A 24,784-nucleotide genomic window follows, 5' to 3' on the forward strand; every position below is an offset into this window, starting at 1 on the left:
ACCCCTTATTTACTGGAGGAATGAGATGCTTCGTACGCTGCTGAATACTGGCGTTGCCCTGACGCTCGCCTATTTCCCGCCCGCCGCCCATGCCGGGCAGGCAGCCCCTGCCCCAGCCGCGCCCGCAGCGACTGAACAGGCAGCGCCGATGGAGGATGCAGACCCGGCTTTGTGGGTGGTCAAGGACGAGGATACGACGATCTACCTGTTCGGCACGTTTCACGCGCTGAAGCCGCGGCTGTCCTGGTTCGACGAGGCGGTGAAGACCGCGTTCGACACGTCCGACGAACTGGTCCTGGAAATCGTGATGCCGGGGCCAGAGGACATGGCGAAGGTGCAACAGGTGACGATGGCAAAGGGCGTAAACCCCACCGGTCCGTCGCTGACCGAAAAGCTGCCGGCCGAAAAGCGCGCGGATTATGCCAAGATGCTCGGCGAACTGGGCATTCCGGCCAATGCGCTCGACCGGCTGGACCCGTGGCTGGCATCGCTGACCGTGATGCAGGTGATGATGCCGAAAATGGGCTTTTCGCCCGAAAGCGGTGCCGAAGCGACGCTGACCGCCGCTGCAAAGGCCGCCAACAAGCCGATCAGCGCGGTGGAAACCATCGAACAGCAGCTCGGCTTTTTCGACGGCATGAGCGAGACGGCACAGCTCGCGATGCTGACCAGCATGATCGACGACCGCGACGAATTGCCGGCCGTCATGGACCGGATGCTGACGCTGTGGAAATCGGGCGATGCGGTCGAGCTGGCGAAGCTGATCGAGGAGTACAACGCCGCCTCGCCCGAAATGGCGTCGATTGTCTTTGACCAGCGCAATGCCCGCTGGGCCGATTGGATCAAGACCCGGCTGGACAAGCCCGGCACGGTGTTCATGGCGGTCGGCGCGGGCCATCTGGCGGGCGACGACAGCGTTCAGGAAAAGCTGAAGCCGATGAAGATCGAAGCCGAGCGCATCGCCTATTGATCGGCCGATCGCCCTGATTTTCCACTCACGCCGGGGCCGCTCCTGCCCCGGCGTTTCTTTCAGGCCATGCGCCGGATGCGGGTGTCGATGGCACCGCCTTCGATCCGCAATTCGTTGAAACTGGGGGGATCGGTGCGCAACCGCTCCGACAGCGTACCGGCACCGATCAGGCGGATGGTCCGCCCCTCGATTGAATGCGCGACATCGAACGGGTCGTGGACGTGACCGGTCAGCACCGCATCGGCACCGGCACGGACCAGTGCCGCCAGCGCCTCTGGACCGCGCCGGGTCCGTGCGTCCATCACCGTTCCGGCCTCGATCAAGGGATGGTGAGCGGTGACCAGGGAAACCGCGCCGGCCGGCCGTTTGCCGAGCTGATGGATCGCGCGGCCAAGGTGGCGCCGCGACACATGGCCCTTTGCCCAGTTCAGCCGCCACTGAAACCGCGCCGTCGTCCGCAACGGGACGATGGCGACGCCGTGGATGTTCAGCGGCCGTTCGATCATGCGTTCCAGCCGCAGGTATCGGCGATAGGGCATCATCATCCGGGCCAGCGGATTGAAAACCGGCAGGTCGTGATTGCCGACCTCTACCGTCACCGGAACGTTCAGGCCTTCCAGCCATTCGGCGGCCGCCGCGAACTCATGGCTGCGCGCCGATTGGGTCAGATCACCGGTCATGATGACGGCATCGGGGCGCTCATTCGCTACTGCGGCGGCAAACCAGTCCAGGGCAGACCGATCCTCTCGCCCGAAATGCAGATCGCTGACATGGAACAGGCGGATCACGCTACTTCGTCCACGGCCCTGGTCGCGACGAACCGCTCCTTGCTGAGCGCCCAGCGGATGGGGGCGCCCGGCGGCAAAGGCTGCGGCTCGCCATCGAACAATGCCAGCACCGGCTTGCGCCCGGCGACGCGCATGTCGCGGACGATCTGCTGGGTGACCGGACGGGCGGACACCCATTCTCCCGTCAGCCAATTCCAGCCGAGATCGAGGATGGCGCGCCAATCTCTTGCGTCGATGGCAGCGACATCCAGGCCGTCCATGTCCGGACGGACGAACACGGCCTGATAGCTGCCGGTCATGCCGACCACGCCACGCACCCGGATCCCGCGGCCAAAGGTGCGACGCCAGGCATAGCGGATCGCGGCGAACATTTGGCCGAATTTGCCGCGCCGCGCGCCTTCGCGTGCCCGGTACCATTGGCCGGCCGGACCAAGGATCAACCCGACAAAGGCACGGCCGACATCCGTATCGACCCAGGGCAGCGCGACCCGGCGGGCGGAGACATGGGCGGCGTGGATGATCTCGGCTGGGTCAAGGCTGTCGTGCAAAGCCTTTGCCAACAGGTTCATCGTCCCGCCCGGCAGGATCAGGAACGCACCCTCCCAGTCGTGCAGGGCACAAAGCGCGGTATTGATCGTGCCGTCGCCCGCAAACAGTACGAGCGTGTCGACCCGTTCCCCGTCCAGCTGCTCCGGCGTCGGCATGGGCTGTTCGGGAAAATCGGTCCGCCCGACCAGGGTAAGGCCGCGTTCGGCGAATACCGCGACGATCGCTTCGCATTTTTCGGCACTGGTGGTGCCGGACCCGGGATTGGTGACGAACCAAAGTCTTTCCATGCCCGCCAAACGCGCGCCGCGCCCCATGGTCGCATCGATTGCGAAACAAATTACGGGGCCGGAGCCAACGCCTTCAGCGGCGTATCGGCGTCGGCCAGCCGATCCGGCGGCACGGCCGCCGCGGTTTCGACCAGCTTGCGCCCCTGGACGTAATCCTTGGCCATGTTGACGCAATCGAGCGCAATTATTCGGCCCTGACGCAGATAGATGAGCGAAAAGCGCCCGGCGGCCGGATCGCCCCGGGTAACCGTCATGTCGTACCCGGCGGACAGGCCAACGGTCTGCAGCTTCAGATCATACTGGTTCGACCAGAACCAGGGCACGGCGTCATAGGCGAGGCCCGTCTCTCCGGTCAGCACGCGGGCAACGAGATTGGCCTGATCATGCGCATTCTGCACCGATTCCAGCCGGATGGGCGCTTCGGTTGCGGCAAAGCGATTGAGGTGGGCGGCACAGTCGCCGATCGCAAAGATGTCGGGCAGGCTGGTGCGGCATTCGCCATCCACCAGCACGCCCCCCGCTCCGCCCTGCGCCCCGGCGGCCAGAAGCGGTTCGACGGCCGGCACGATGCCGATGCCGACGACGATCATCTGCGCCGGGATGATTTCCCCATCGGCCAGCCGGACGCCCGTCGCCCGGCCATCCGTCCCCTCGATGCAGACAACGGCGCTGTTCAGGCGGAGATCGACCCCGTGGGCGCGGTGAGCCTCCTCAAAAAAGCGCGATAGCGGCTCGCCGGCCACGCGGGCGAGCACGCGGTCCAGCGCCTCGATCAGGACGACGCGGCGATCCAGCTTGGTCAGCACCGCCGCGGCCTCAAGCCCGATATAGCCGCCACCGATCACCACAATCTGCTCGACCCCCGGCAGCGCGGCGATCATCGCATCGGCATCGGCGCGGGTGCGGACGGTGAACACACCCGACAGATCGGCCCCGTCGCAGGTCAGCCGCCGGGGCGCACCACCCGTGGCCCAGACGAGCCGGCCATAGCCGATGGTTGCACCATCGGCGGTCGCCAGCGTTCTGGCGGCGGGATCGACCGACACCACGCGGCGGCCGGTCAGCATGGCAACCTGCCGTTCCTGCCAAAAGCCAGGCTGGCGGATCAGCATCCGTTCCCAGGGCTTTTCTCCGGACAGATATTCCTTGCTGAGCGGCGGGCGCTCATAGGGCTGTTCCGGTTCTTCCCCGATCAGGGCGATGGTCCCGTCATATCCGCGCTGGCGCAGCGAAATGGCGAGTTGCGCACCGCCATGGCCCGCGCCGACGATCACCGTATCATATCTGTCGTTCATTCCCGCCGCTCTATCATGTGCCAATCATCATGCCAGCAGATGCGACCCCATCCCAACCCCGTCTTGTCAGCTGGCGACCACAAAGCGGTAAGAAGGCCGTCAGTCCACCCTCTCGACGCGGACCAGCACGGTACCCTCGCTGACCTGTCCCCCTTCGGCAGCGTTCAGCTCGGCCACCGTCCCGTCGAACGGCGCGGTGAGCGCATGCTCCATCTTCATCGCCTCCAGCGTCAGCAGGCGCTGGCCCTTGGTGACGGATTGACCGGCGGTGACCTCGACGGCGGTGACCCGGCCCGGCATGGGGGCGAGGATGACACCGTCTGCGGCTGTGCCGGCGGCGGCGGCGCCCGCGCGGAATGCTTCAAACGGATGCGGCCACCCCTTTTGGACAATTAGAATCTGGCCGCCGTATTGCCAGAGTAGCGAACCCACTCCCAAGCGGGTCGATCCAATCGCAGCGCTGTGCGGCTGGCCATCGGCAAGCATCCAGACCGTCTTGTTGGCTGGCGCATTAGCGCGGAACCCCAGGAGGTCGGTCCAAGCATCGGCAAGCTCGTCACTGTATCTTTGCGGCGCGATCGCTACATCGGTGCCGCCTGCTTGCTTGAAGACATTGATCGCGCCCATTTCGAGAAGCGGTTCGGTCAGTTCGGCGCCAGCGACCAACGCATCGATATTGGCGGCAATAAAGCCAGTTGCAAGCGAGGCGGACCGGACACTGTCGTGGCGCAGCAGTGCCGACAGGAAGCCGGCATTGTTTTTCACTGGCCAAGTCAGAACAGAATCGCAGGTGTAGGCAAGGCGTTCGAGTGCCTCGGGCCGGTCCGCAGCTTTTACCACGAGCTTGGCGATCATCGGATCGTAGAAGGGCGAGACGGTGTCATGCTCCGCTACGCCAGTCTCGATCCGGGCAATGTCATCGTCGAGGTGGAAATTGCTCAGCGTGCCGGTGCTGGGAAGGAAGCCGGTGAGGGGATCTTCGGCATATAGCCGCGCTTCGATGGCATGGCCATTGATCGACAGCTCCTCCTGCCGCTTCGGCAGCGGCTCGCCGCTCGCCACGCGCAGCTGCCATTCGACCAGATCGACGCCGGTAATCTCCTCCGTCACCGGATGTTCGACCTGAAGCCGGGTGTTCATTTCCATGAACCAGGTGCGATCGGCGCGAAGGCCGTCGCTGGCGTCGGCAATGAACTCGATGGTGCCCGCACCGACATAGTCCACCGCCTGGGCCGCACGGACAGCGGCGGCGCAGATCGCGTCGCGCGCTTCGGCGCTCATCCCCGGTGCAGGGGCTTCCTCGATCACCTTCTGATGGCGGCGCTGAAGCGAGCAGTCGCGTTCGAACAGATGGACGACGTTGCCATGGGTGTCGCCGAACACCTGCACCTCGATATGGCGGGGCGACAGAATGTATTTTTCGATGATGACGCGGTCGTCGCCGAAGCTGGACGCCGCCTCGCGCTTGCAGCTGGCCAGTGCATCGGGGAAGTCGGCGCTTGCCTCGACGCGGCGCATCCCCTTTCCGCCGCCGCCCGCCACCGCCTTGATGAGCACGGGATAGCCGATCGCGTCGGCCTCGGCCTGCAGGCGGTCGGGCGATTGGTCCTCGCCGAGATAGCCGGGGGTGACCGGCACGCCCGCCGCCGCCATCAGCTTCTTCGCCGCGTCCTTCAGGCCCATGGCGCGGATCGAATGCGGCGTTGCGCCCACCCAGATCAGCCCGGCGGCGGTGACGGCTTCGGCGAACTCCGCATTTTCCGACAGAAAACCATAGCCGGGATGGATCGCCTCTGCCCCGGTGGCCTTTGCAGCAGCGATGATCTTGTCACCGCAAAGATAGCTTTCACGCGCAGGGGACGGTCCGATATGTACCGCCTGATCCGCCTGACGGACGTGCAGCGCGTTGGCATCGGCATCCGAATAGACCGCGACGGTGCGGATACCCATGGCCCGCGCGGTCCGGATGATCCTGCAGGCGATCTCGCCGCGGTTGGCGATGAGGAGGGATTGGATCATGCCGACGCCCCGTGAGAGTTGACAGTTTTGACGAAACGAATGGGTTTTGACGCGTGGTTGACAGGTGTCGGACGGGTTTCATGCGAGAGACAATGGCGGGTGAAGGGCGCGGCGGTCATGGGCGGAACCCTATCGGCTGAAGGCGGCGTAGGACAGGGCATCACTCAACCTCCCCGGCACGGGGAGGGGGACCATCCGCCATGGGCGGATGGTGGAGGGGTCTGGGGGCCTGGCAGGCTCTGACGATAACATTCACAACATCATCAGCGGATCGCATCACATCGCGCGCGGGGATGCGAAGGGTACGAAAACCACAAGCCATCAGCGTCCTGTCGCGCACCTGATCTTTGTCGAGAGCATTGCCGCGATCATGCGCCTCACCGTCAATTTCAATGGCAAGCCGAGCGCTGAGACACGCGAAATCGAGGCTGTATGGACCAATCGGATGTTGCCGCCGAAACTTGAAGCCGCCGGGGCGCAGCTTCAGTGCACGCCAGAGCAGCACTTCCGGTGGGTTGCCGGATCGACGTTCGCGACGCGCCATGCGGATGGTTTCGCGGGTTGTGGAGAAGACCCCTCCACCATGCTTCGCATGGTCCCCCTCCCCGTTCCGGGGAGGTTGATTGTCGTTCGTCACGCTCACATCCGGAACACGCCGAAGCGGGTGTCATCGACCGGTGCTTCGCGCGTGGCGGCGAGGGCGAGGCCAAGCACGTCGCGGGTCTGGACGGGATCAATGATGCCGTCGTCCCACAAGCGGCTGGTCGCGTGCCAGGGATTGCCCTCTTCCTCGTAGCGCTGGCGGATGGGGCCCTTGAAAGCTTCGGCTTCCTCCGCCGTCCACGTCGCCGCGTCGCGGTGGACGGTGGCGAGGACGCTTGCCGCCTGTTCGCCGCCCATCACGCTGATGCGGGCATTGGGCCAGGTGAACAGGAAGCGGGGGGAATAGGCGCGGCCGCACATGCCGTAATTGCCCGCACCGAAGCTGCCGCCGATCAGGACGGTGATCTTGGGGACGGTCGCAGTGGCGACGGCGGTGACCAGCTTTGCGCCATGTTTCGCAATGCCTTCCGCCTCATATTTCCCACCGACCATGAAGCCGGAGATGTTCTGCAGGAACAGGAGCGGGATACCGCGCTGCTGCGCGAGCTGAATGAAATGCGCGCCCTTCACCGCCGCTTCGCTGAACAGGACGCCGTTGTTCGCCAGGATGGCGACCGGCATCCCCCAGATATGGGCAAAGCCACAGACAAGCGTGGTGCCATAGAGCGCCTTGAACTCGTGGAATTCGGAGGCGTCGACCAGCCGGGCGATGACTTCGCGCACGTCATAGGGCGCACGCACGTCCTGGGGGATGATGCCGTACAGGTCTTCGGCCGCGTATTTGGGGGGGCGTACCACCCCTCCACCGCCCTGCGGGCGGTCCCCCTCCCCGTTCCGGGGAGGTTGCAAGTAGGAGACGATGTCGCGCACGATGGTCAGCGCGTGTTCGTCATTTTCCGCGACGTGATCGACCACGCCGGACTTGCGCCCGTGCAGATCGCCGCCGCCCAGATCCTCGGCGCTGATCTCCTCGCCCGTCGCGGCTTTCACCAGCGGGGGGCCGGCGAGGAAGATCGTGCCTTGGTTGCGGACGATGACGGTTTCGTCGGACATGGCTGGGACATAGGCACCGCCCGCCGTGCAGCTGCCCATGACGCAGGCGATCTGGGGGATGCCGCGTGCGCTCATATTGGCCTGATTGAAGAAGATGCGGCCGAAATGGTCGCGGTCGGGGAATACCTCGGCCTGGTGCGGCAGGTTGGCGCCGCCTGAATCGACCAGGTAGATGCAGGGCAGCCGGTTCTCCATCGCGATTTCCTGTGCGCGGAGATGCTTCTTGACCGTCATCGGGAAATAGGTGCCGCCCTTGACCGTCGCGTCATTGGCCAAGATCATCACCTGTCGCCCGGACACGCGGCCGATACCGGCGATCACGCCGGCGCCGGGGACATCACCATCGTAAAGGTCGAAGGCAGCAAGCTGACCGATTTCGAGGAACGGCGAGCCGGGATCGAGCAGGCGCTCCACCCGGTCGCGGGGGAGCAGCTTGCCACGGGCACTGTGCTTCGCGCGGGCGGACTCGCTGCCACCAAGCGCCGCATGGGCGACATCGGCGCGCAGCTTTTCCGCCAGCGCGCGGTTATGCGCTGCGTTGGCGCGAAAGGCTTCGCTGTCGGGCTGGATGGCGGTGGGCAGGACGGGGGCGGTCATCGGTTATTGCCTGTCCAGATGCGCCTGGAAAAAGGGCAGCACCTTCTTGCCGAACTGCTGGGCGATGCGATTGACGTGATCGCCTTCGTACAATTCCCACTCATGCTTTACGCCGAATTGCTGGAGCCCGGCTCGGAATTGCTGGACGCTGCCGAGCAGGAAATCCTTGTCGCCGATATCGATGGCGATCGCTTCATATTGGCCAAGCGCACCCAGATATTGCGGCAGCATCACCAGCGGAGCATTGGCGGAAATGCGGGCGGCAAAGACCGGATCGACGGTCCCGTCGGGGTTCAGCCCGAAATCGACATGAAAGGGAGCGTTGCCCGGCAAGGGTGCCCAGGCGGACAGGGTCGCAAATCCAGCCTTTTCGAAAAAACCGCCAGCCAGCGCCTGTTCCATCGTCATGCCCTTCATCCGGGCGAGCGCGTCGGGGACCGGAACCTGCGGCACCAGGCAGCAGGGGCTCATCGCATAGAGGCTGGAGAAGACCTGCGGATATTTCATGCCGATGCGCAGCGTGCCGTATCCGCCCATCGAATGACCGGCCAGGCCCCGGCTCTCGCGTCGCGCCAGGGTGCGATATTTGGCATCGATATGGGCCACCAGATCCTCGGCGATGAACCGCTCGAAATCGCCGGTAGTGGGCGAGTTGGAATACATGGCCCCCGCATGACGGGTGAAGGCGTCGGGCAGGACCAGGATGACCCCGCCGCCACCGTCCGCCAGCGCCGTATCCGCCGCGATGCCGCGCAAATTGTCGCGCGCGTTCGAGGTGAAGCCGTGCAGGTGATAGACGACCGGATAGCGTTTCTGCGGGTTGGTGGCATAGTCGGGCGGCAGCACCACGACGACCTCCCGATCGGCGGAGTTACCCTCCAGATTGCCTTCCAGCGATTTGCCATGGACGGTGATCGTCTCGACGATCGCTGGCGCCCTGGCGACTGACTGAGCGGTTGCGGACGAACGCGCCGCTGCCAGACCCGGCATCGCCAGCATGGCAATGCCGAGCATCATTCCGGCAGCCCGCACCCTTGATCGCATCATCATCATCCCCTGCCTTGATTGGTCATGCGCCGATCAGTTCGCGGCCGATCAGCATCCGGCGAATCTCGTTGGTGCCCGCGCCGATGTCGAGCAGCTTGGCATCGCGCAGATAGCGTTCGACCGGCCAGTCCTTGGTATAGCCCGCGCCCCCCAGCGCCTGCACCGCTTCGCCCGCTACCTTGAAGGCGTTTTCACTGGCCAGCAGGATCGCGCCCGCTGCATCGAAACGAGTGGTCCTGCCGGCATCGCACGACCGCGCGACGGCATAGACATAGGCCCGGGCGGAATTGAGCGCGACATACATGTCGGCGACCTTGGCCTGGATCAGCTGGAAACTGCCGATGGGCGTGCCGAACTGCTTGCGTTCGCGGACATAGGGGATGACGACGTCCAGACAGGCCTGCATGATGCCAAGCTGAATGCCCGCCAGCACCGCGCGTTCGTAATCCAGCCCGCTCATCAGCACGCCGACGCCGCCGTTGACCGGCCCCATCACCTGTTCGTCGGCAACGAAACAGTCGGTGAAGACCAGCTCGGACGTGGGCGAGCCGCGCATGCCCATCTTGTCGATCTTCTGACCGATGGCGAAGCCGTCGAACCCCTTTTCGATCAGAAAGGTCGTGATGCCGCGCGACCCTTCGCCGGTGCGGGCATAGACGACCAGCGTGTCGGCATAGGGCGCATTGGTGATCCAGAATTTCGTGCCGTTCAGCACATAGCCGCCATCGACGCGGTCCGCCTTCAGCTTCATGCCGACGACGTCGCTGCCCGCCCCCGCCTCAGACATGGCGAGCGAGCCGACATGCTCGCCGGAGATCAGCGGCGGCAGGTACTTCGCCTTTTGCTCGGGCGAGGCCCAGCGGGCGATCTGGTTGATGCACAGGTTGGAGTGCGCCCCATAGGACAGGCCGACCGAGGCGGAGGCGCGGCTGACCTCTTCGCACGCGATGACGTGTTCCAGATAGCCGAGGCCAAGGCCGCCATCTTCCTCCGCCACCGTGATCCCGTGCAGGCCAAGCTCGCCCATGGCGGGCCAGAGTTCGTCGCGCGGAAACCAGTCATCGGCATCCACCCGCGCGGCCAGCGGGGCGATCCGTTCGGCAGCGAAACGGGACACGCTGTCGCGGATCATGTCGGCATTTTCGCCGAGCGCGAAATCGAACTGGGGGAGGGTCAACGCATCTCTCCTGTGGTCCGTCGCCGGGCCGGTGGCCGGGCGATCGTATCATTTGTTACTACTACCCCCTAAGCGATAACCGGGCCACACCGCAACCGCGGAGCGACGATAGCGAACGCCTATTCGCCGCCCAGTCGGTCGATGCTGACATCGACGTCCAGCACCTCTTCTCCGTGCCCGATGCGCATGCCGGCAATCGGCGTCGCACTGGCGGCATCCAGGCCGATGGCGATGCGGACATAGCCCTGATCCGGCGACTTGCCGTGGGACGGATCGAAGCCGACCCAGCCCAGCCCGTCGACCCATCCCTCTACCCAGCCATGGGGACCGGGGGCGCCATGGGTGTCGGCAACGGCCAGGCTGTATCCGACGACATAGCGCGCCGGGATCGACAGTGCCCGGGCAGCGGACACGAACACCAGCGCCATGTCGCGGGCAGAGGCGGCGTCGGCGGCGAACATGGCGGCGGCATCGGTCCGGCCCGTCTTTTCAACGACATTCGGCCAGTGCGACTGCAAGGCGCGCGACAGCGCCCAGAGGCGGTTGAGCGTGCCGCCGTCCGAGGCGGTCACCCGTTCCGCGAACTCGATCAGTGCGGCATCGGGGCGGGTGGTGGGCGTGAGCCGCCGGTACAGCATCGGCGTCAAGGTTTCCGTGCTGCCCGACACCACGCCGCTGCCGTCGGTGGTCAGCACTTCGCCGGCCACGGTGATGGCGATTTCGTCCAGCGGCCCCTCGGCATAGAGCATGGTGATGGCATTGCCGAACCCGTCGGTCGCCTGGCGCAGCCGCGCATCGCAGCTGACGTCGATGCGCCAATGGACGATGGTCTGGTTGGCATCGTCCCGCGGGGTGAGTCGCAGCAACTGGACCAGACGCGCCTGCGGCTCCGAAAACCGGTAGTGCGTGGTATGTTCGATCGCCAGCCGCATCAGCCGAACCGGAACTGGCGGGCGATGACGCCGTCCAGCCTTTCGTTTTCCGCGATGAAGCCGGTCAGCCATTCGTGCAAGCCGCCGACGATCACGTCGCCGGACTTGGTCCGCTGCATCCGCGACATCCGCGCGCGGGCCATCCGGTCCGCCTCGCCCTGAAGCCCGGTGCGCCTGGCCAGCATGCTGAGCATCTCCACCGCCTCCTCCACGCACGCCGCCAGGCTGCGCGGCAATTCACCCCGCGTCATCAACAGGTCGATGACCAAAGACGGCTTCAGCCCCTCGGAATACAGCCAGCGATAGGCGGTGACCGCGGAAACCGTCTGCAGGATCGTGGTCCACTGATCGCGGTCGATCAGGCCGCCGACCTTTTCGCCCTCTGGCAGCAGCAGATGATATTTCACGTCGATCAGGCGCGCGGTGTTGTCCGCTCGCTCGATCGCGGCGCCGAGGCGGATGAACCATACCGCCTCGTTCTTCATCATGCGGTGTACGGCCCCTTCGAACCCGCGCGTTTCGGCCTTGACCGCCTCGACCAGCCCCAGCGTGACATTGGGATCGCCGGGATTTGCCGGATTGCCGAACAACAGCCAGGCGCGGTTGATCCCGGCCCATGCCTCCCGCGTCAGCGCGGTGCGGACGGCACGGGCATTGTCGCGCGCCATGTACAGGCAATGGACGATCGACCCGGAATGGGTGCCGTCGACCGTCAGGTAGCGGGCGACATCCGACGGGGACAGGCGGTGGCCGGCGGCGGCGAACCGTTCGTCGTTATAGGTGACCGCCAGCGCGCTGGCCCACGCGGCCTCCCCCGCCGGACGCGCGGACAGGGCATCGAGGCGGATCGTCGCCTCGACCAGACGCGCGGTGAAATCCGCGCGTTCGATATAGCGACCCAGCCAATAGAGCGAGGCAGCGGAGCGAGACAGCATCAACATCAGTCCGCCCCCCCGGACTGAACCTGCGACTGGGTGCCGATCGGCGTTTCGCTGACCAATGTCTGTTCCGGCACCTCGTTTTCGCTGGCCGGCAACAGGACGAAACTGTCCTTGGTGCCGCCGCCCTGGCTGGAATTGACGACGAGCGATCCCTGTTTCAGCGCGACACGGGTGAGGCCGCCGGGCACCACGCGCACCCCGTTGCTGCCGGTCAGGACAAAGGGGCGGAAATCGACATGGCGCGGGGCCAGTCCCTGTTCGGTAAAGGTGGGCACGGTGGACAGGGCCAGGGTTGGCTGGGCGATATAACGCTGCGGCTCGGCGATCAGCGCGGCTCGGAACCGTTCGATCTCTTCACGCGTGGCGGTCGGCCCGACCAGCATCCCGTATCCGCCCGACCCGTCGACCAGCTTGACCACCAGTTCGGGCAGCCGGTCGAGCACATAGGCCAGCGCCTCCGGCTCCCGGCACCGCCAGGTCTGGACGTTGGGCAGCCTGGCGTCGCTGCCCGTATAGAAGCGGACGATTTCGGGCATATAGCTGTAAATCGCCTTGTCATCCGCGATGCCGTTGCCCGGCGCGTTGATCAGCGCGACATTGCCCGCCCGGTACGCGGCCATGATCCCCGGCACGCCAAGCATGGAATCGGGGCGGAACACCAGCGGATCGAGGAAATCGTCGTCGATGCGGCGATAGATGACGTCCACCCGCACCCGGCCGCCGATCGTCTGCATATAGACGATGTCGTCGTCGACGATCAGGTCCGCCGCCTCGACCAGCGGCACGCCCATCGAATCGGCCAGAAAGCTGTGTTCATAATAGGCGGAGTTATAGTGGCCGGGGGTCAGCACCACACACAGGGGCGCGCGTTCGCGGCCGGCCGGGGCCACCGATTGCATCGTCGCCAGCAAAAGGTCCGGATAGCTGTCCACCGCAGCCACGCGAAACGCCCGGAACAATTCGGGGCACAGCCGGATCATCGCCTCGCGGTTTTCGAGCATGTAGGAGACGCCGGAGGGCGTGCGGGCATTATCCTCGAGCACGAAGAATTCGTCGGGGCCGGTGCGGACCAGATCAATGCCGCAGATATGCGCCCACACGTCGTGCGGCGGCCGCGTGCCGACGATTTCGGGGCGGAACTGTTCATTGCAGTGGATCAATTCGGGCGGGAGGATCCCGGCCCGCAAAATCTCCTGCGGCCCATAGATGTCGCGCAGAAAGGCGTTGATGGCGTCGACCCGCTGGATCAGCCCGCCGCTGAGGCTGGACCATTCGGCGGCGGTGAAGATGCGCGGCACGATATCGAACGGGATGATCCGTTCCGCCGCGTCCTGATCGCCATAGACAGCGAAGGTGATGCCGAGCTGGCGGAACATCGTTTCGGCGGCCTGCAGGCGGCGGCTGAGTTCTGCGGGCGGCGTCTGGGCCATCCAGTCGAACAGCGCGTCGAAACCGGGTCGTGCACCTGCGCCCCTGCTCAGGCCCCAGATTTCGTCGAACGCGCCGTCCACTCCCGATCGCCCCCCATTTGGCCGTTTCCACCGATAACGCCAATGCTGCACATATCGTTGCACCGCACAAGGGCCGGCGCAGGAAAATTACGGGGCAGCGCGTTCCGTCAGCATTGCCTGAGTGAGCAACTGGGGCAGTACTTCGGGCTGGGCGGCACCGGGGCCGTACCAGAGATACAGCGGCACGCCCGCCCGGCCGTTCGCCTCGATGAAGCGGCCGAGCGCAGGATCGCCATTGGTCCAGTCGCCGACCAGCACCGCCACCTTGCCGCCTGCCAGCGCATCCCGGACGGCATCGGTGTCGATGACGGCGCGCTCGTTCACCTTGCAGGTGACGCACCAGTCGGCGGTGAAATAGGCAAAGACCGGACGCCCCTCTGCCCGGAGCGCGGCCAGGCGCGCCTCGCTGAACGGTTCGGCCCCGGCAATGGCGGCGGACGGCGCGGCATCGGCGGGGGCCGGCTTGACCAGCGGCAGCGCGGCGAGCCCGGCGACCAGCGCCAGCGTGCCGGGCACCCAGGCGCGGGCGCTGAACCCCCGTTGCAAAGCCCCCGACCACCACAGGCCGAGCGCGAACAACATTGCTGCGCCCAGCCCCAGCGTCATGCCGCCAACCCCCGCCTGTTGCCCCAATACCCAGGCAAGCGCGAGCGCAGTGAGGAACATCGGCACGGACAGGATATGGCGCAGACGCACCATCCATGCCCCCGGCTTTGGCAGGCGCCGACGAAGGGCAGGCACATAGCCGAGCAGCAGAAAGGGCAGTGCCAGCCCCAGCCCCAGCCCTGCAAAGATCAGGAGGGCGACCGGCGTGGGCAGTACCAGCGCAGCGCCCAGCGCCGCCGCCATAAAGGGTCCGGTGCAGGGCGTGGCGACGAAAGCGGCGAGCGCGCCGGTCATGAAGGCATTGCCCGACCCGCCATCGGTCAGCCGGGCGAGCGGGCCGGGCAAGGTCATCTCGAACAGGCCCGCCAGATTGAGGGCGATGGCGGTGACCAGCAGCAACAGGACCAGGATCACCTGCGGATTCTGCAGCTGGAACGCCCAGCCGACACTGGCACCGCCCGCGCGCAGGGCAAGCAGCAGGCCGCCCAGCGCCAGGCAGACAGCGACGACCCCGGCGGTATAGGCCAGCGCCTCGCGCCGTGCCTGTCGCTCCTCGCCGCCGGCCTTGGCCAGGCTCAGCGCCTTGAGGCTTAGGATCGGGAACACGCAGGGCATGACGTTGAGCAGCACCCCGCCCGCCAGCGCCCCCAGGAAGGCAATCAGCGCAGCCGTCCAGTCCATCCCGCCGGATGGCAGCGCGGGCACCGGTCCGGGCGTGGCAGCGATGGCGAAGCCCCGCCCTTCGCCCGTCGACAACACGCCCTCGATACGGTCGACCGCCCCTGTCGCGCGGGTCTCGATCAGCACGCGGTCGCCGTCGCGCACGACCCGCTGGGCCGCGTCGTAATCCACGACATCGCCGGTCAGTGGAAAGAAATAGGGATCATCGAGCGGCTGATCGGCCGGAAAGGGGATCGCCAGGCGGATCGTCCGCCCCTCCCCTGCCCCTTCGAGCGCAAAGGCGGCGGGGCTGCCGATCGGCGGAGGGATGGCGCGGCGCCACGCATCGAATCGCGCGCGCATCGCCGGATCGACCGCGCCATCACCAACCGTCAGCGTGATCGACCGATCGGCCCGTTCGGGCACGCAGATCTCGTCGGTGCAGACGAGATAATCGAGCTTGACGCTGACCGGCAGCCTCGTGCCCGGAGCAAGGCCATCCGGCACCTTGAGCGTCACCAGCGGCGCGAACGGCCCTTCATAGACATAGTTCATGATGCCCGCGACGATCAGCCGGTGCGGCACAGGATAGCGCGGGGCGCCTGCCGTCACGCCCGGCGGCAGATTCCAGTCGTAGCGGGTGGCGACGCCCGCCGCGCCGGGGTTGAGCCAATATCCGTGCCATCCCGCATCCGGGCGGCTGTCGAACGCCAGCGTCACCTCGCTGCCCGGCGCGGGCCGATCGGTCTCCGCAATCAGATCGATGGCGATATGCGGACCGGGGCCGATGCCTTGCGCGGCAATCGGAGATACGAGGACGAGCGCGACGAGCGCCAGCAGCGCGCGCACTGTCATCATCCCGACATGGTTCAACCGCATTCGCCGTCCTTGCCTCATCCGCCGCACCGGCCTAGCCGTCGCGGCGATCCATCGGGAGCTTTTCTCATGCGCCGCCTGACCGCCGCCCTGCTGTGCCTGTCCGCCCTAGCGGGTTCGCCCGCCGCCGCGCAATCGGTTACCCCGGCTCCTGCAAGCGGCCCGCCGAAACTGATCGTTGCCATCTCGGTCGATCAGCTGGGCGGCGACCTGTTCGCCGGGTATCGCCAGCATTTTGCGGGCGGGCTGGCGCGATTGCAGTCGGGCGTGGTGTTCGCCGACGGGTATCAGGCGCAGTCGGCCACAGAGACCTGCCCCGGCCATTCGACGCTGCTGACCGGCAGCTATCCTGCGCGCAGCGGCATCATCGCCAACGACTGGATCGACCCGGCCAGCCCGCGCGCGGACAAGACGATCTATTGCGCCGAGGACGAGCGCGTGCCGGGCAGCACCTCGCGCAGTTACACGGTGTCGCCCGTCCACCTGAAGGTGCCGACGCTGGGTGACCGGCTGAAGGTCGCGAACCCCGCCAGCCGCACCGTCGCGGTGTCGGGCAAGGACCGGTCTGCAGTGATGATGGCCGGGCCGAACGCCGACGAAATCTGGTGGTGGGGCGGAAAGGGATTCGTCAGCTATGCCGGGCGCGCCGAGCCGTCGGCCGTCACGCGGGGCAATGCCGCCGTCGCCGCCCGGCTGGCGCAGGCGCAGGCGGCGCTGGACCTGCCCGAGCAGTGCCGCTCGCGCGACCGGGCGATCGACATTGGCGGCGGCAAGAGTGTCGGCACGGGTCGATTTGCCCGCGCCGCCGGGGACGCCCGCGCGTTTCGCGCATCGCCCGAACTGGATGCCAGCACGCTCGCCATCGCCGCCACACTGGTTCAGGACATGAAGCTGGGTAGTGGGGACGCGACGGACGTGCTGACTGTCGGGCTGGCCGCGACCGATTATGTCGGCCACACCTATGGCAATCAGGGCACGGAAATGTGCCTGAACCTGCTCTCGCTGGACCGCGACCTGGCCGGGTTCTTCGCGGTGCTCGACCGGACGGGCGTCGATTACATGGTGGTGCTGAGCGCCGATCATGGCGGGCACGACCTGCCGGAGCGGGTGCGGATGCAGGGCTTTGCCGATGCGCAGCGGGTCGATTCCGCGCTGAACCCCGTTGCCATCGGCGAGGCGGTGGCGCGCGAACTGGGCCTTACTGGCCGAATGCTGTGGGGCGGCAATAGCGGCGACCTGTGGCTGGACCCGGCGATCCCGGCAAAGGACCGTCCGCGCGCGCTGGCGGCGGCGGTTGCGAGGCTGAGCGCGCATCCGCAGGTGGAAACCGTGCTGACCCGCGAACAACTGTTCGCGATGCCGATGCCGACCGCCTCGCCGGAGCGCTGGACCATCGCCGAGCGCGCCCGCGCGACCTTTCATCCCGAGCGGTCGGGCGACCTGTTCATCGCGCTGAAGCAACGGGTGACGCCGATCGCCGACCCGACCGGCGGCTATGTGGCGACGCATGGCAGCGTGTGGGATTATGACCGCTGGGTGCCGATCCTGTTCTGGCGGCAGGGGATGCCCGCATTCGAACAGCCGCTGCCCATCGCCACCGTCGATATCCTGCCGACGCTGGCCGGGGTGCTGGGCCTGACGATCCCGGCGGGGGAGATTGACGGGGTCTGCCGCGACCTGGATGCGGGTGCGGGGACGAGTTGTCCGGCCAAATAGGACCAAGGTCCGCAACACCGCTCATGCTGAGCCTGTCGAAGCATTGTCCTGTTTGGTGCCGACAAGAGAAGGGCAGCGCTTCGACAGGCTCAGCGCGAACGGGTTGGATGTGCAGGATGAACCTCGACCGCGCTTAACGGCGGGGTGCAGCCCGGACTCCGCCCTCTCCAAACTGCGCTAGCCGCTGGATTGCTGCGCTTCGCTCGCAATGACTTATGACGGGCTTACCGCGTCTCGTACGGGCGGATGCCCTGGCCCAGCGTGTTCTGGCCGATGGCAAGCCGTTCGCCGCTGGCATTGGCGACGAAGACCGGGTTTTTCTCCACGCCGGGGGCCAGGCGGGCGTCATTGCCCTCGATCCTGAGACCAGCCGCGCGGTGTTCGCGGGCTTCCGGCGACACGGCGATGAAGGCGGTCCAGTTTTCCTTGTTCCGCCCCTGCACCATGGAGTTGCCCGCGATCACGCCGGTGCCGCCGACAGACAGGTCGATCATGTAATTGGTCTTGTCTCCGCGCGTGTCGTCGAAACTGTTGTCGCGGATGTCGACGCGCGGGCCGCGTAGCTTGATGTAATGCCCGCCCTCGCCCCGTTCGAAGCGCGACCGGGTGACGGTGATCAGGCCGGTGGTTTCCAGATAGATGGAATGCGCGCAGCTTTCGCTTTCGTCGCACTGGCCAAGGCCCGCAAAGGTCGAGCGGTCGATGGTGATGTCCCACGGCTCCTCTGTCGCGCCCAGGATCCCTTCCTGGCTATCCAGGAACATCGAATTGCGCACGATCAGGTTGCCGCGTTCGATGCGGATGCCGGCGCCATTGCCGTCGCTGACGCTGAACCCGCGAAAGACGATACCGTCCACGACCGAGGATTTCCCGCGCAGGACGAACGCCGCCTTGTCCTCGCAGGTCTCGCCCTCGAACACCACCGTCCCCGGCTCGCGCGCCTTGTAGGTAATGTTGCCGGTGATCTGCACCGTGCACTGGCGATAGACACCGGGGGCGATCAGGATGGTCGAATTGCTGTCATGCGCCTCCGTTACGGCAGCGTCGATGGTGTCGAACGCCTGGCCGGTCTGTTCGATGACGAATGCGCCCCGCGATTGCGAGACGACGGCGCTGGGCATGGTCAGGGCAAGGGCGGCGGCGAGCGGAACGGCAATGCGCATGGCGGTCTCCTGTCCGCCATCGCATGATCGCTGCCGCCCGGTTTGTGAAGGCAAATAGAGGGTTAACCGCCGCCCACGGCGCCCTTGAGTGCCTCTGCGACCAGCGGCGCGACCCGTGCGGTGACGCGTTCGATGCCGTCGGGATTGGGGTGAATGGAATCGTCCAGCATCAGCGCGCGGTCGCCGATCACGCCGTCGAGGAAAAAGGGATAGAGCGGCGCATCGTAATCCTTCGCCAGCGCAGGATAGATGGCGTCGAACCGCCGCTGATAATCAGGCCCCATGTTCGGCGCGGCGACCATGCCGGTCAGCAGCACGGGAATGTCCCGCCGCTTCAACTCGTCCAGCATCGTGCGCAGGTTGCGGTCGGTTTCCGCAGGATCAAGGCCGCGCAGCATGTCGTTACCGCCAAGACCAAGCACGACCAGATCGGGCTTTCGCGGCAACCCATCCAGCGTGAAGGCAAGCCGCTGAGCCCCCGCCTGCGTCGTATCCCCGGAAACACCGGCATTGCGGACGGTGGCGGCGATCCCCTGTTCCTTCAGCGTGCGTTCGAGGACCGAGGGAAAGCTTTGCTGTTGCAGGACGCCGTACCCGGCATAGAGGCTGTCGCCGAATGCGACGACCAGACGTGCGTCCGCTGCCTCGGCCGGGGCCGCAGCACTTGGCTGGGCAGTCGGTGCCGCGGCATTGCCCACCGCCGGCTCGCCGGAACAGGATGCCAGCAATTGCGCTGCAGCGCACAGCGCCACATATGTCGTTCCACGCCGAACCCAATTCAAACCCATGCCGGGGATTTCCTTATCCAATGCACGCACCCGTCGAGCCTGCCCATATTGCGATCCATGCGCGGAATGTCACCCTTACGCTCGGCACGAGCGCGGCCCCGACCGAGATTTTGAAGGGCATCGACCTTAGCATTCCGCTCGGCCAGAGCATCGCCATCCTTGGCCCGTCGGGTTCGGGCAAGTCGTCGCTGATGGCGATCCTGTCCGGGCTGGAGCGCGCCAGCGGCGGCGAGGTGCGCGTTGCCGACATGGATTTCGGCCCGATGGACGAGGATGGGCTGGCCCGCGCGCGGCGGGGGCGGATCGGCATCGTCCTGCAATCCTTTCACCTGCTCCCCACCATGACCGCGCTTGAAAATGTCGCGGTGCCGATGGAGCTGGCGGGCGTGGCCGATGCGTTCGAGCGCGGGCGGGCGGAACTGGAGGCGGTGGGCCTTGGCCACCGGCTGACCCATTATCCGGCGCAATTGTCGGGCGGCGAGCAGCAGCGTGTAGCCATTGCCCGCGCGGTCGCGCCCCGCCCCGCCATCCTGTTCGCCGACGAGCCGACCGGCAATCTGGACGGCGCGACCAGCGGCGCGATCGAGGACATTTTGTTCGACCGGCAGCGGGCGGCGGGCGCGACCCTGGTCATCATCACCCATGATCCCGCGCTCGCCGAACGATGCGACCGGGTGGTCGAGATGCGTGACGGCGTGATCGTGGCCGACCGGGTCCGCACATGAGTGAGCGGCTGAGCTGGGCAGCGCTGTGGCGGATTGCGCGGCGCGACCTCCATGCCGGGTTTCGCGGGCTGCGCCTGCTGTTCGTCTGCCTGTTCCTAGGCGTGGCGACGCTGGCAACGATCGGTGGACTGACCAGCGCGATTACCGGCGAGATCGCGTCCAAGGGTCAGTTGATCCTGGGCGGCGATGTCGAGATCGAGATGACCCAGCGCGAGGCGAGCGAGCCGGAAAAGGCCGCCTTCCGCACAGCCGGCCGCCTGTCGGAGACGATCCGGCTGCGCGCCATGGCGCAGCGGGTGGATGCGGGGACCAATGGTCCGTCAGCCGTGCTGACCGAGTTTAAGGGCGTGGACAACGCCTATCCGCTTTACGGTACGCTCACGCTGCAGGGCGGCGGCACGGCGCGGTTGAACGCGGACGACGTGGTGATCGGTGAGGCGCTGGCGGAGCGGCTGGCGCTGAAGCCGGGCGACACGCTTCGCTATGGCGAGGCGACTTACCGCATCCGCGACATCATCGCCGACGAACCCGACCGGGTGGGCGAAGGGTTCACGCTGGGGCCGGTGGCGCTCACCTCGCTCGACGGGCTGCGGCGCAGCGGCCTGATCCTGCCGGGCAGCCTGTATGAGAGCAAATACCGCATCCGCACGCCCGATGGCACGGACGCCAAGGCGGTGGCCGACCAGCTGAAGGCCGCGTTCCCGGAGGCCGGGCTGGACATCAAGACGCGCGATGGCGCGGCCCCAGGCACCAGCCGCTTTTTCGAGCGGATGGGGCAGTTTCTAGCACTGATCGGGCTGGCGGCGCTGGCGATTGCGGGGATCGGCGTCAGCAATGGCGTCGGCTCCTATCTGGCGATCAAGCGGAACGGCATTGCGACGCTGAAGATCCTCGGTGCATCGTCGGGCGATATTGCCCGCATCTATCTGATGCAGGTGGGCGCGGTGGCATTGCTGGCGATTGCGGCAGGGCTGGTGACAGGCATCGTCCTGCCCTTTGCACTGGTGACGGCGGTGCAGGACCTGTTGCCGGTAAAGCCGGGCTTTACCATCGCGCCGGGGGCGCTGGCGATCAGTGCGGGCTATGGCCTGTTGATCGCGCTGATCTTTACCCTGCCCCCGCTGGCGCGCGCGCGCACCCTACCCGCCGCCGCGATTTTCCGCGAGACGGTGGACCGGCGCGCGGGGATCGACCGGCGGACGCTTGGGCTGGTCGCGTTGGCCGGGGCGGCGGTGCTGGCGCTGGCGCTGGGCACGGCGCGCGATCCGCTGTTCGCGGCCGCCGTGCTGGGCGGCGTTGCGGGCACGATCCTGTTGCTGCTGGGGATCGGCGTTGCTGTCCGCTGGCTTGCCCGACGCCTGCCCTCGCCGCGCCGTCCGCTGGCGCGGCTGGCGGTGACCAACCTGTATCGGCCGGGCGCGCAGACATCGGCGCTGGTCGTGGCGCTGGGCCTTGGCCTCACCCTGTTCGTCACGCTGGCGGCGATCCAGTCGAGCCTGGCGAACGAAATCCGCAACACTGTGCCGAAAAAGGCGCCGGACCAGTTCGTGCTGGACATTCCCATCGAGCGGCAGGCGGCGTTCGGCGCGCTGGTGCAGGAACAGGCGCCGGGGGCGGCGCTTAACATCGTGCCCACCCTGCGCGGCACGATCGTCGCGTTTCGCGGGCAGCGGGTGGCGGACATGAAAACCCTGCCCGAAGGCGCATGGTTCCTGCGCGGCGAACGGGGCGTCACCTATGCCGATGTGCTGCCGGAGGGGTCGGAGCTGACGGCGGGCGAGTGGTGGCCGAAGGACTATGCCGGGCCGCCGCTGATCTCGCTGGATCAGGAAGCGGCAAAGGTGATGCAGGTCGGCGTCGGCGACACCATCACCGTATCCGTGCTGGGGCGCGAAATCGACGCGCGCATCGCCTCGCTGCGCCAGGTGAATTGGGAGACGATGGGCTTCAACTACATCATGGTGTTCACGCCATCGACGCTGAAGGCCGCGCCGCACAGCCTGGCGGCGACGATTACCCTGCCCGGCACGGTCCAGCCGGGGATGACGCGGGCGTTGCTGGCGGCATTTCCGTCGGTTTCGGTGATCGACGTGGGCGAGGTCGTGGCGCAGGTGAGCGTGTTGCTGGGCCAGATGTCGACCGCAATCCTGCTGGCCGGATCGGTCGCGATCCTGGCGGGCATTGCGGTGCTGGTGGGGGCGATTGCGGCATCGCGGCAGGCGCGGGCCTATGACAGCGTGATCCTGAAAACGCTGGGCGCGACGCGGTGGCAGGTGCTGGGCGCGCAGGCGATCGAATATGCGCTGCTGGCGAGCGTGCTGGCTGGGGTGGCGCTGGCGCTTGGCCTGGGTGCGGCATGGTTCGTGATCGTGCGGATTTTCGAGTTCGGTTGGTCGCCGGACTGGGTGCTTGTGCTCGGCACGCTGGGCGTGGGTGCGCTGGGGACGCTGGCGATCGGGCTGGCGGGGTCGATCCCGATCATGTCGGTGCGGCCCGCACAGGCGCTCAGGGGGCTGTGAGGTTGGTCCTCCTGCGAAAGCAGCAGCCCAGGGCGCAACGCGATGCCGGTGTGGCTCTGGGTTCCTGCTTTCGCAGGAACACGGTTCAATCCCTCGCCAGCATCCGGATGAGGCCGCTGAAATCCAGCGTGCCGTTTCCCTCGTCCACGAAGCGCTGATAGAGTTCGGCGGCGCGCTTGCCCATCGGCGTGGCCGCCCCCGCATCGTCGGCGGCCGCCATGGCGAGGTTCAGGTCCTTGAGCATCAGCTGGGCGGCGAACCCGCCCTGATAATCGCGGTCGGCGGGGGTTTCCGGGCCGACGCCGGGGACCGGGCAATAACTGGTCATCGACCAGCTCTGCCCCGACGAGACCGAGGCGATATCGAAGAAACGCTGCGCATCCAACCCCAGCTTTTCCGCAAGCACGAATGCTTCGCAGGTGGCGGCCATGGTCGCGCCCAGGATCATGTTGTTGCAGATCTTTGCCGCCTGACCCGCGCCGACGGCCCCTGCATGGATCACCGACTTGCCCATGGCGGACAGGATCGGCTCGGCCTTGGCAAAGGCCGCGTCCGTCCCGCCGACCATGAAAGTCAGCGTGCCGGCATTGGCCGCAGCGATGCCGCCCGATACCGGCGCATCTACCGCAAGCAGGCCGCGCGTCGCCGCCGCTTCGGCCACCGCACGGGCGGTCGCGACATCGATGGTCGAACAGTCGATCAGCAGCGTGCCGGGCGCGGCCAGAGGGATCAGCTGTTCGCGCCAGACCTGATCGACATGGGTGCCGGCGGGCAGCATGGTGACGATCGCCTCCGCCCCGCCAACCGCCTCTTCCACCGACAGCGCGACGAGGCATCCGGCAGCACGGGCGCGGTCGAGCGCGGCCTCCGACAGGTCATAGGCGCGCACGTCATGTCCGGCCCTGGCCAGATTGGCCGCCATGCCGCCGCCCATGTTGCCAAGGCCGATAAACGCGATGCTGGTCATACGATACTCCCATTCCTCGCCCCTTCAGGGGAGAGGATAGCGCAGCTTGCGAGCCCGCTCGCTAGCGAAGCCTGGAGAGGGGATTGCGCGCCTGCCCCTCGCCCAACCCTCTCCCCTGAAGGGGAGAGGGCTATTAACGCCCCGTCCACTTGCCGGGGCGCTTTTCCATGAACCCGGCCATGCCCTCTTTCTGGTCCGCCGTGCCGAACAGGCCGTTGAACAGGCGGCGTTCGAACTGAACCCCCTGAGCCAGCGTGGTTTCGAACGCGGCGTTGACCAGTTCCTTGTTCGCAAGGACCGCGAGCGGTGGCATGGCGGCGATGGCGGCAGCGGTCTTTAGCGCCTCGGCCAGCAGATCAGCGGCGGGGACGATGCGGCTGACCAGCCCTGCCCGTTCCGCTTCGGCAGCGTCCATCATCCGGCCGGTGAGGACCATTTCCATCGCCTTTGCCTTGCCCACTGCGCGGGCCAGCCGCTGCGACCCGCCCATGCCGGGGGTGACGCCCAGCTTGATCTCCGGCTGGCCGAACTTTGCGGTGTCGGCGGCAAGGATGAAGTCGCACATCATCGCCAGCTCGCAACCGCCGCCCAGCGCATAGCCGGCAACTGCGGCAATCACCGGCTTGCGGGTGCGGGTGAACGCCTCCCACCCACTGAAATGATTGCCGCCATACATGTCGGCAAAGCCCATCTCGGCCATTTCCTTGATGTCAGCACCCGCTGCGAACGCCTTTTCACTGCCGGTGATGACGGCGCAGCCCTGCGCCGGGTCGGCATCGAACGCAGCGAGCGCGGCCAGCAGATCGGCCAGCACCTGCGCGTTGAGGGCATTCAGCGCCTTTGGCCGGTTGAGCGTGATCAGCGTGACGCCGTCGGCGCGCGGTTCGACCAGGATGGTTTCGTAAGTCATTCCTGTTTTCCTTCCGTCACCCCGGCCTTGAGCCGGGCTCCCGCTTTACTGGCGGGTTGGCATGAGCTGGACCCCGGCTCAAGGC

General features: G+C 66.6%; 20 protein-coding genes. 4 read left to right on the top strand and 16 right to left on the bottom strand.

Translation table 11 applies throughout. The features are described from left to right. Window positions 1-25: 25 nt before the first annotated feature. On the top strand, window positions 26-970 hold the full coding sequence (locus ACPVPU_RS10695) for a TraB/GumN family protein (protein ID WP_448657929.1): 945 nt from the start codon (window positions 26-28) through the stop codon (window positions 968-970). 59 nt (window positions 971-1,029) lie between these two features. Here ACPVPU_RS10695 and ACPVPU_RS10700 read toward each other — a convergent pair whose 3' ends face one another. From ACPVPU_RS10700 to ACPVPU_RS10755, 12 genes are all read right to left on the bottom strand, one after another. Further along, a complete protein-coding gene (locus tag ACPVPU_RS10700) occupies window positions 1,030-1,758 on the bottom strand; it encodes a metallophosphoesterase family protein (protein ID WP_448657930.1) in 729 nt (242 codons plus the stop codon). Further along, window positions 1,755-2,594 carry a diacylglycerol/lipid kinase family protein gene (locus ACPVPU_RS10705; protein WP_448657931.1) on the bottom strand — a complete coding sequence of 280 codons (840 nt, stop codon included), beginning with the start codon at window positions 2,592-2,594 and terminating at the stop codon, window positions 1,755-1,757. The genes ACPVPU_RS10700 and ACPVPU_RS10705 overlap by 4 nt, the downstream gene beginning before the upstream one ends. Before the next feature lie 50 nt (window positions 2,595-2,644). After that, the gene (locus ACPVPU_RS10710) at window positions 2,645-3,889 is read right to left on the bottom strand and encodes an NAD(P)/FAD-dependent oxidoreductase (protein ID WP_448657932.1); all 1,245 of its coding nucleotides are present in this window, start codon (window positions 3,887-3,889) and stop codon (window positions 2,645-2,647) included. A 99-nt stretch (window positions 3,890-3,988) separates the two neighbouring features. Beyond that, window positions 3,989-5,908, bottom strand: a complete 1,920-nt coding sequence (locus tag ACPVPU_RS10715; protein ID WP_448657933.1) for an acetyl/propionyl/methylcrotonyl-CoA carboxylase subunit alpha — start codon at window positions 5,906-5,908, stop codon at window positions 3,989-3,991. Window positions 5,909-6,068: 160 nt separating this feature from the next. After that, window positions 6,069-6,452 (bottom strand): endonuclease domain-containing protein, encoded by a 384-nt coding sequence (locus ACPVPU_RS10720; RefSeq protein WP_448657934.1) that lies wholly within the window; start codon window positions 6,450-6,452, stop codon window positions 6,069-6,071. A gap of 95 nt (window positions 6,453-6,547) precedes the next feature. Beyond that, a complete protein-coding gene (locus ACPVPU_RS10725; RefSeq protein ID WP_448657935.1) occupies window positions 6,548-8,161 on the bottom strand; it encodes a carboxyl transferase domain-containing protein in 1,614 nt (537 codons plus the stop codon). A gap of 3 nt (window positions 8,162-8,164) precedes the next feature. Next, a complete protein-coding gene (locus tag ACPVPU_RS10730) occupies window positions 8,165-9,193 on the bottom strand; it encodes an alpha/beta hydrolase (protein WP_448657936.1) in 1,029 nt (342 codons plus the stop codon). Between the two features lie 37 nt (window positions 9,194-9,230). Next, window positions 9,231-10,340: an acyl-CoA dehydrogenase family protein gene (locus tag ACPVPU_RS10735; RefSeq protein ID WP_448660492.1), complete on the bottom strand. Its 1,110-nt coding sequence runs from the start codon at window positions 10,338-10,340 to the stop codon at window positions 9,231-9,233. Window positions 10,341-10,504: 164 nt separating this feature from the next. After that, window positions 10,505-11,317, bottom strand: coding sequence for a transglutaminase family protein (locus ACPVPU_RS10740; protein WP_448657937.1), 813 nt, complete (start codon window positions 11,315-11,317; stop codon window positions 10,505-10,507). Next, entirely contained in the window at window positions 11,317-12,252 is a 936-nt protein-coding gene (locus ACPVPU_RS10745; RefSeq protein WP_448660493.1) for an alpha-E domain-containing protein, read from the bottom strand. The genes ACPVPU_RS10740 and ACPVPU_RS10745 overlap by 1 nt, the downstream gene beginning before the upstream one ends. A 5-nt stretch (window positions 12,253-12,257) precedes the next feature. Next, entirely contained in the window at window positions 12,258-13,769 is a 1,512-nt protein-coding gene (locus ACPVPU_RS10750; protein ID WP_448657938.1) for a circularly permuted type 2 ATP-grasp protein, read from the bottom strand. 87 nt (window positions 13,770-13,856) lie between these two features. After that, window positions 13,857-15,893, bottom strand: a complete 2,037-nt coding sequence (locus ACPVPU_RS10755) for a protein-disulfide reductase DsbD family protein (protein ID WP_448657939.1) — start codon at window positions 15,891-15,893, stop codon at window positions 13,857-13,859. An 87-nt stretch (window positions 15,894-15,980) separates the two neighbouring features. Between ACPVPU_RS10755 and ACPVPU_RS10760 the strand changes: the two genes are divergently transcribed. Next, window positions 15,981-17,627 carry an alkaline phosphatase family protein gene (locus tag ACPVPU_RS10760; RefSeq protein ID WP_448657940.1) on the top strand — a complete coding sequence of 549 codons (1,647 nt, stop codon included), beginning with the start codon at window positions 15,981-15,983 and terminating at the stop codon, window positions 17,625-17,627. Window positions 17,628-17,851: 224 nt separating this feature from the next. On the opposite strand, the gene ACPVPU_RS10765 is transcribed toward ACPVPU_RS10760, so the two are convergent. Next, window positions 17,852-18,790: a right-handed parallel beta-helix repeat-containing protein gene (locus ACPVPU_RS10765; protein ID WP_448657941.1), complete on the bottom strand. Its 939-nt coding sequence runs from the start codon at window positions 18,788-18,790 to the stop codon at window positions 17,852-17,854. 62 nt (window positions 18,791-18,852) lie between these two features. Next, window positions 18,853-19,578, bottom strand: coding sequence for an arylesterase (locus tag ACPVPU_RS10770; protein WP_448657942.1), 726 nt, complete (start codon window positions 19,576-19,578; stop codon window positions 18,853-18,855). Window positions 19,579-19,598: 20 nt separating this feature from the next. On the opposite strand from ACPVPU_RS10770, the gene ACPVPU_RS10775 reads away from it, so the two are divergent. Then, on the top strand, window positions 19,599-20,303 hold the full coding sequence (locus tag ACPVPU_RS10775) for an ABC transporter ATP-binding protein (RefSeq protein ID WP_448657943.1): 705 nt from the start codon (window positions 19,599-19,601) through the stop codon (window positions 20,301-20,303). Beyond that, complete coding sequence (locus ACPVPU_RS10780; RefSeq protein ID WP_448657944.1) at window positions 20,300-22,822, top strand: ABC transporter permease; 2,523 nt, start codon at window positions 20,300-20,302, stop codon at window positions 22,820-22,822. The genes ACPVPU_RS10775 and ACPVPU_RS10780 overlap by 4 nt, the downstream gene beginning before the upstream one ends. A gap of 85 nt (window positions 22,823-22,907) precedes the next feature. Here ACPVPU_RS10780 and mmsB read toward each other — a convergent pair whose 3' ends face one another. Next, window positions 22,908-23,789, bottom strand: a complete 882-nt coding sequence (gene mmsB / locus ACPVPU_RS10785) for a 3-hydroxyisobutyrate dehydrogenase (RefSeq protein ID WP_448657945.1) — start codon at window positions 23,787-23,789, stop codon at window positions 22,908-22,910. A 133-nt stretch (window positions 23,790-23,922) separates the two neighbouring features. Continuing rightward, window positions 23,923-24,699 (bottom strand): enoyl-CoA hydratase, encoded by a 777-nt coding sequence (locus ACPVPU_RS10790; protein WP_448657946.1) that lies wholly within the window; start codon window positions 24,697-24,699, stop codon window positions 23,923-23,925. Window positions 24,700-24,784 lie beyond the last annotated feature (85 nt).

The organism is Sphingomonas paludis (genome assembly GCF_053502515.1).

Excerpts from the sequence above, each read along its gene's own strand:
- ACPVPU_RS10790 (WP_448657946.1), bottom strand. The coding sequence starts at position 24,699 with ATGACTTACGAAACCATCCTGGTCGAACCGCGCGCCGACGGCGTCACG.
- ACPVPU_RS10725 (WP_448657935.1), bottom strand. The coding sequence starts at position 8,161 with ATGACCGCCCCCGTCCTGCCCACCGCCATCCAGCCCGACAGCGAAGCC.
- ACPVPU_RS10710 (WP_448657932.1), bottom strand. The coding sequence starts at position 3,889 with ATGAACGACAGATATGATACGGTGATCGTCGGCGCGGGCCATGGCGGT.
- ACPVPU_RS10720 (WP_448657934.1), bottom strand. The coding sequence starts at position 6,452 with ATGGCGCGTCGCGAACGTCGATCCGGCAACCCACCGGAAGTGCTGCTC.
- ACPVPU_RS10760 (WP_448657940.1), top strand. The coding sequence starts at position 15,981 with ATGCGCCGCCTGACCGCCGCCCTGCTGTGCCTGTCCGCCCTAGCGGGT.
- ACPVPU_RS10740 (WP_448657937.1), bottom strand. The coding sequence starts at position 11,317 with ATGCGGCTGGCGATCGAACATACCACGCACTACCGGTTTTCGGAGCCG.
- ACPVPU_RS10780 (WP_448657944.1), top strand. The coding sequence starts at position 20,300 with ATGAGTGAGCGGCTGAGCTGGGCAGCGCTGTGGCGGATTGCGCGGCGC.
- mmsB (WP_448657945.1), bottom strand. The coding sequence starts at position 23,789 with ATGACCAGCATCGCGTTTATCGGCCTTGGCAACATGGGCGGCGGCATG.
- ACPVPU_RS10705 (WP_448657931.1), bottom strand. The coding sequence starts at position 2,594 with ATGGAAAGACTTTGGTTCGTCACCAATCCCGGGTCCGGCACCACCAGT.
- ACPVPU_RS10735 (WP_448660492.1), bottom strand. The coding sequence starts at position 10,340 with ATGATCCGCGACAGCGTGTCCCGTTTCGCTGCCGAACGGATCGCCCCG.
- ACPVPU_RS10770 (WP_448657942.1), bottom strand. The coding sequence starts at position 19,578 with ATGGGTTTGAATTGGGTTCGGCGTGGAACGACATATGTGGCGCTGTGC.
- ACPVPU_RS10775 (WP_448657943.1), top strand. The coding sequence starts at position 19,599 with ATGCACGCACCCGTCGAGCCTGCCCATATTGCGATCCATGCGCGGAAT.
- ACPVPU_RS10695 (WP_448657929.1), top strand. The coding sequence starts at position 26 with ATGCTTCGTACGCTGCTGAATACTGGCGTTGCCCTGACGCTCGCCTAT.
- ACPVPU_RS10765 (WP_448657941.1), bottom strand. The coding sequence starts at position 18,790 with ATGCGCATTGCCGTTCCGCTCGCCGCCGCCCTTGCCCTGACCATGCCC.
- ACPVPU_RS10745 (WP_448660493.1), bottom strand. The coding sequence starts at position 12,252 with ATGCTGTCTCGCTCCGCTGCCTCGCTCTATTGGCTGGGTCGCTATATC.
- ACPVPU_RS10755 (WP_448657939.1), bottom strand. The coding sequence starts at position 15,893 with ATGATGACAGTGCGCGCGCTGCTGGCGCTCGTCGCGCTCGTCCTCGTA.
- ACPVPU_RS10715 (WP_448657933.1), bottom strand. The coding sequence starts at position 5,908 with ATGATCCAATCCCTCCTCATCGCCAACCGCGGCGAGATCGCCTGCAGG.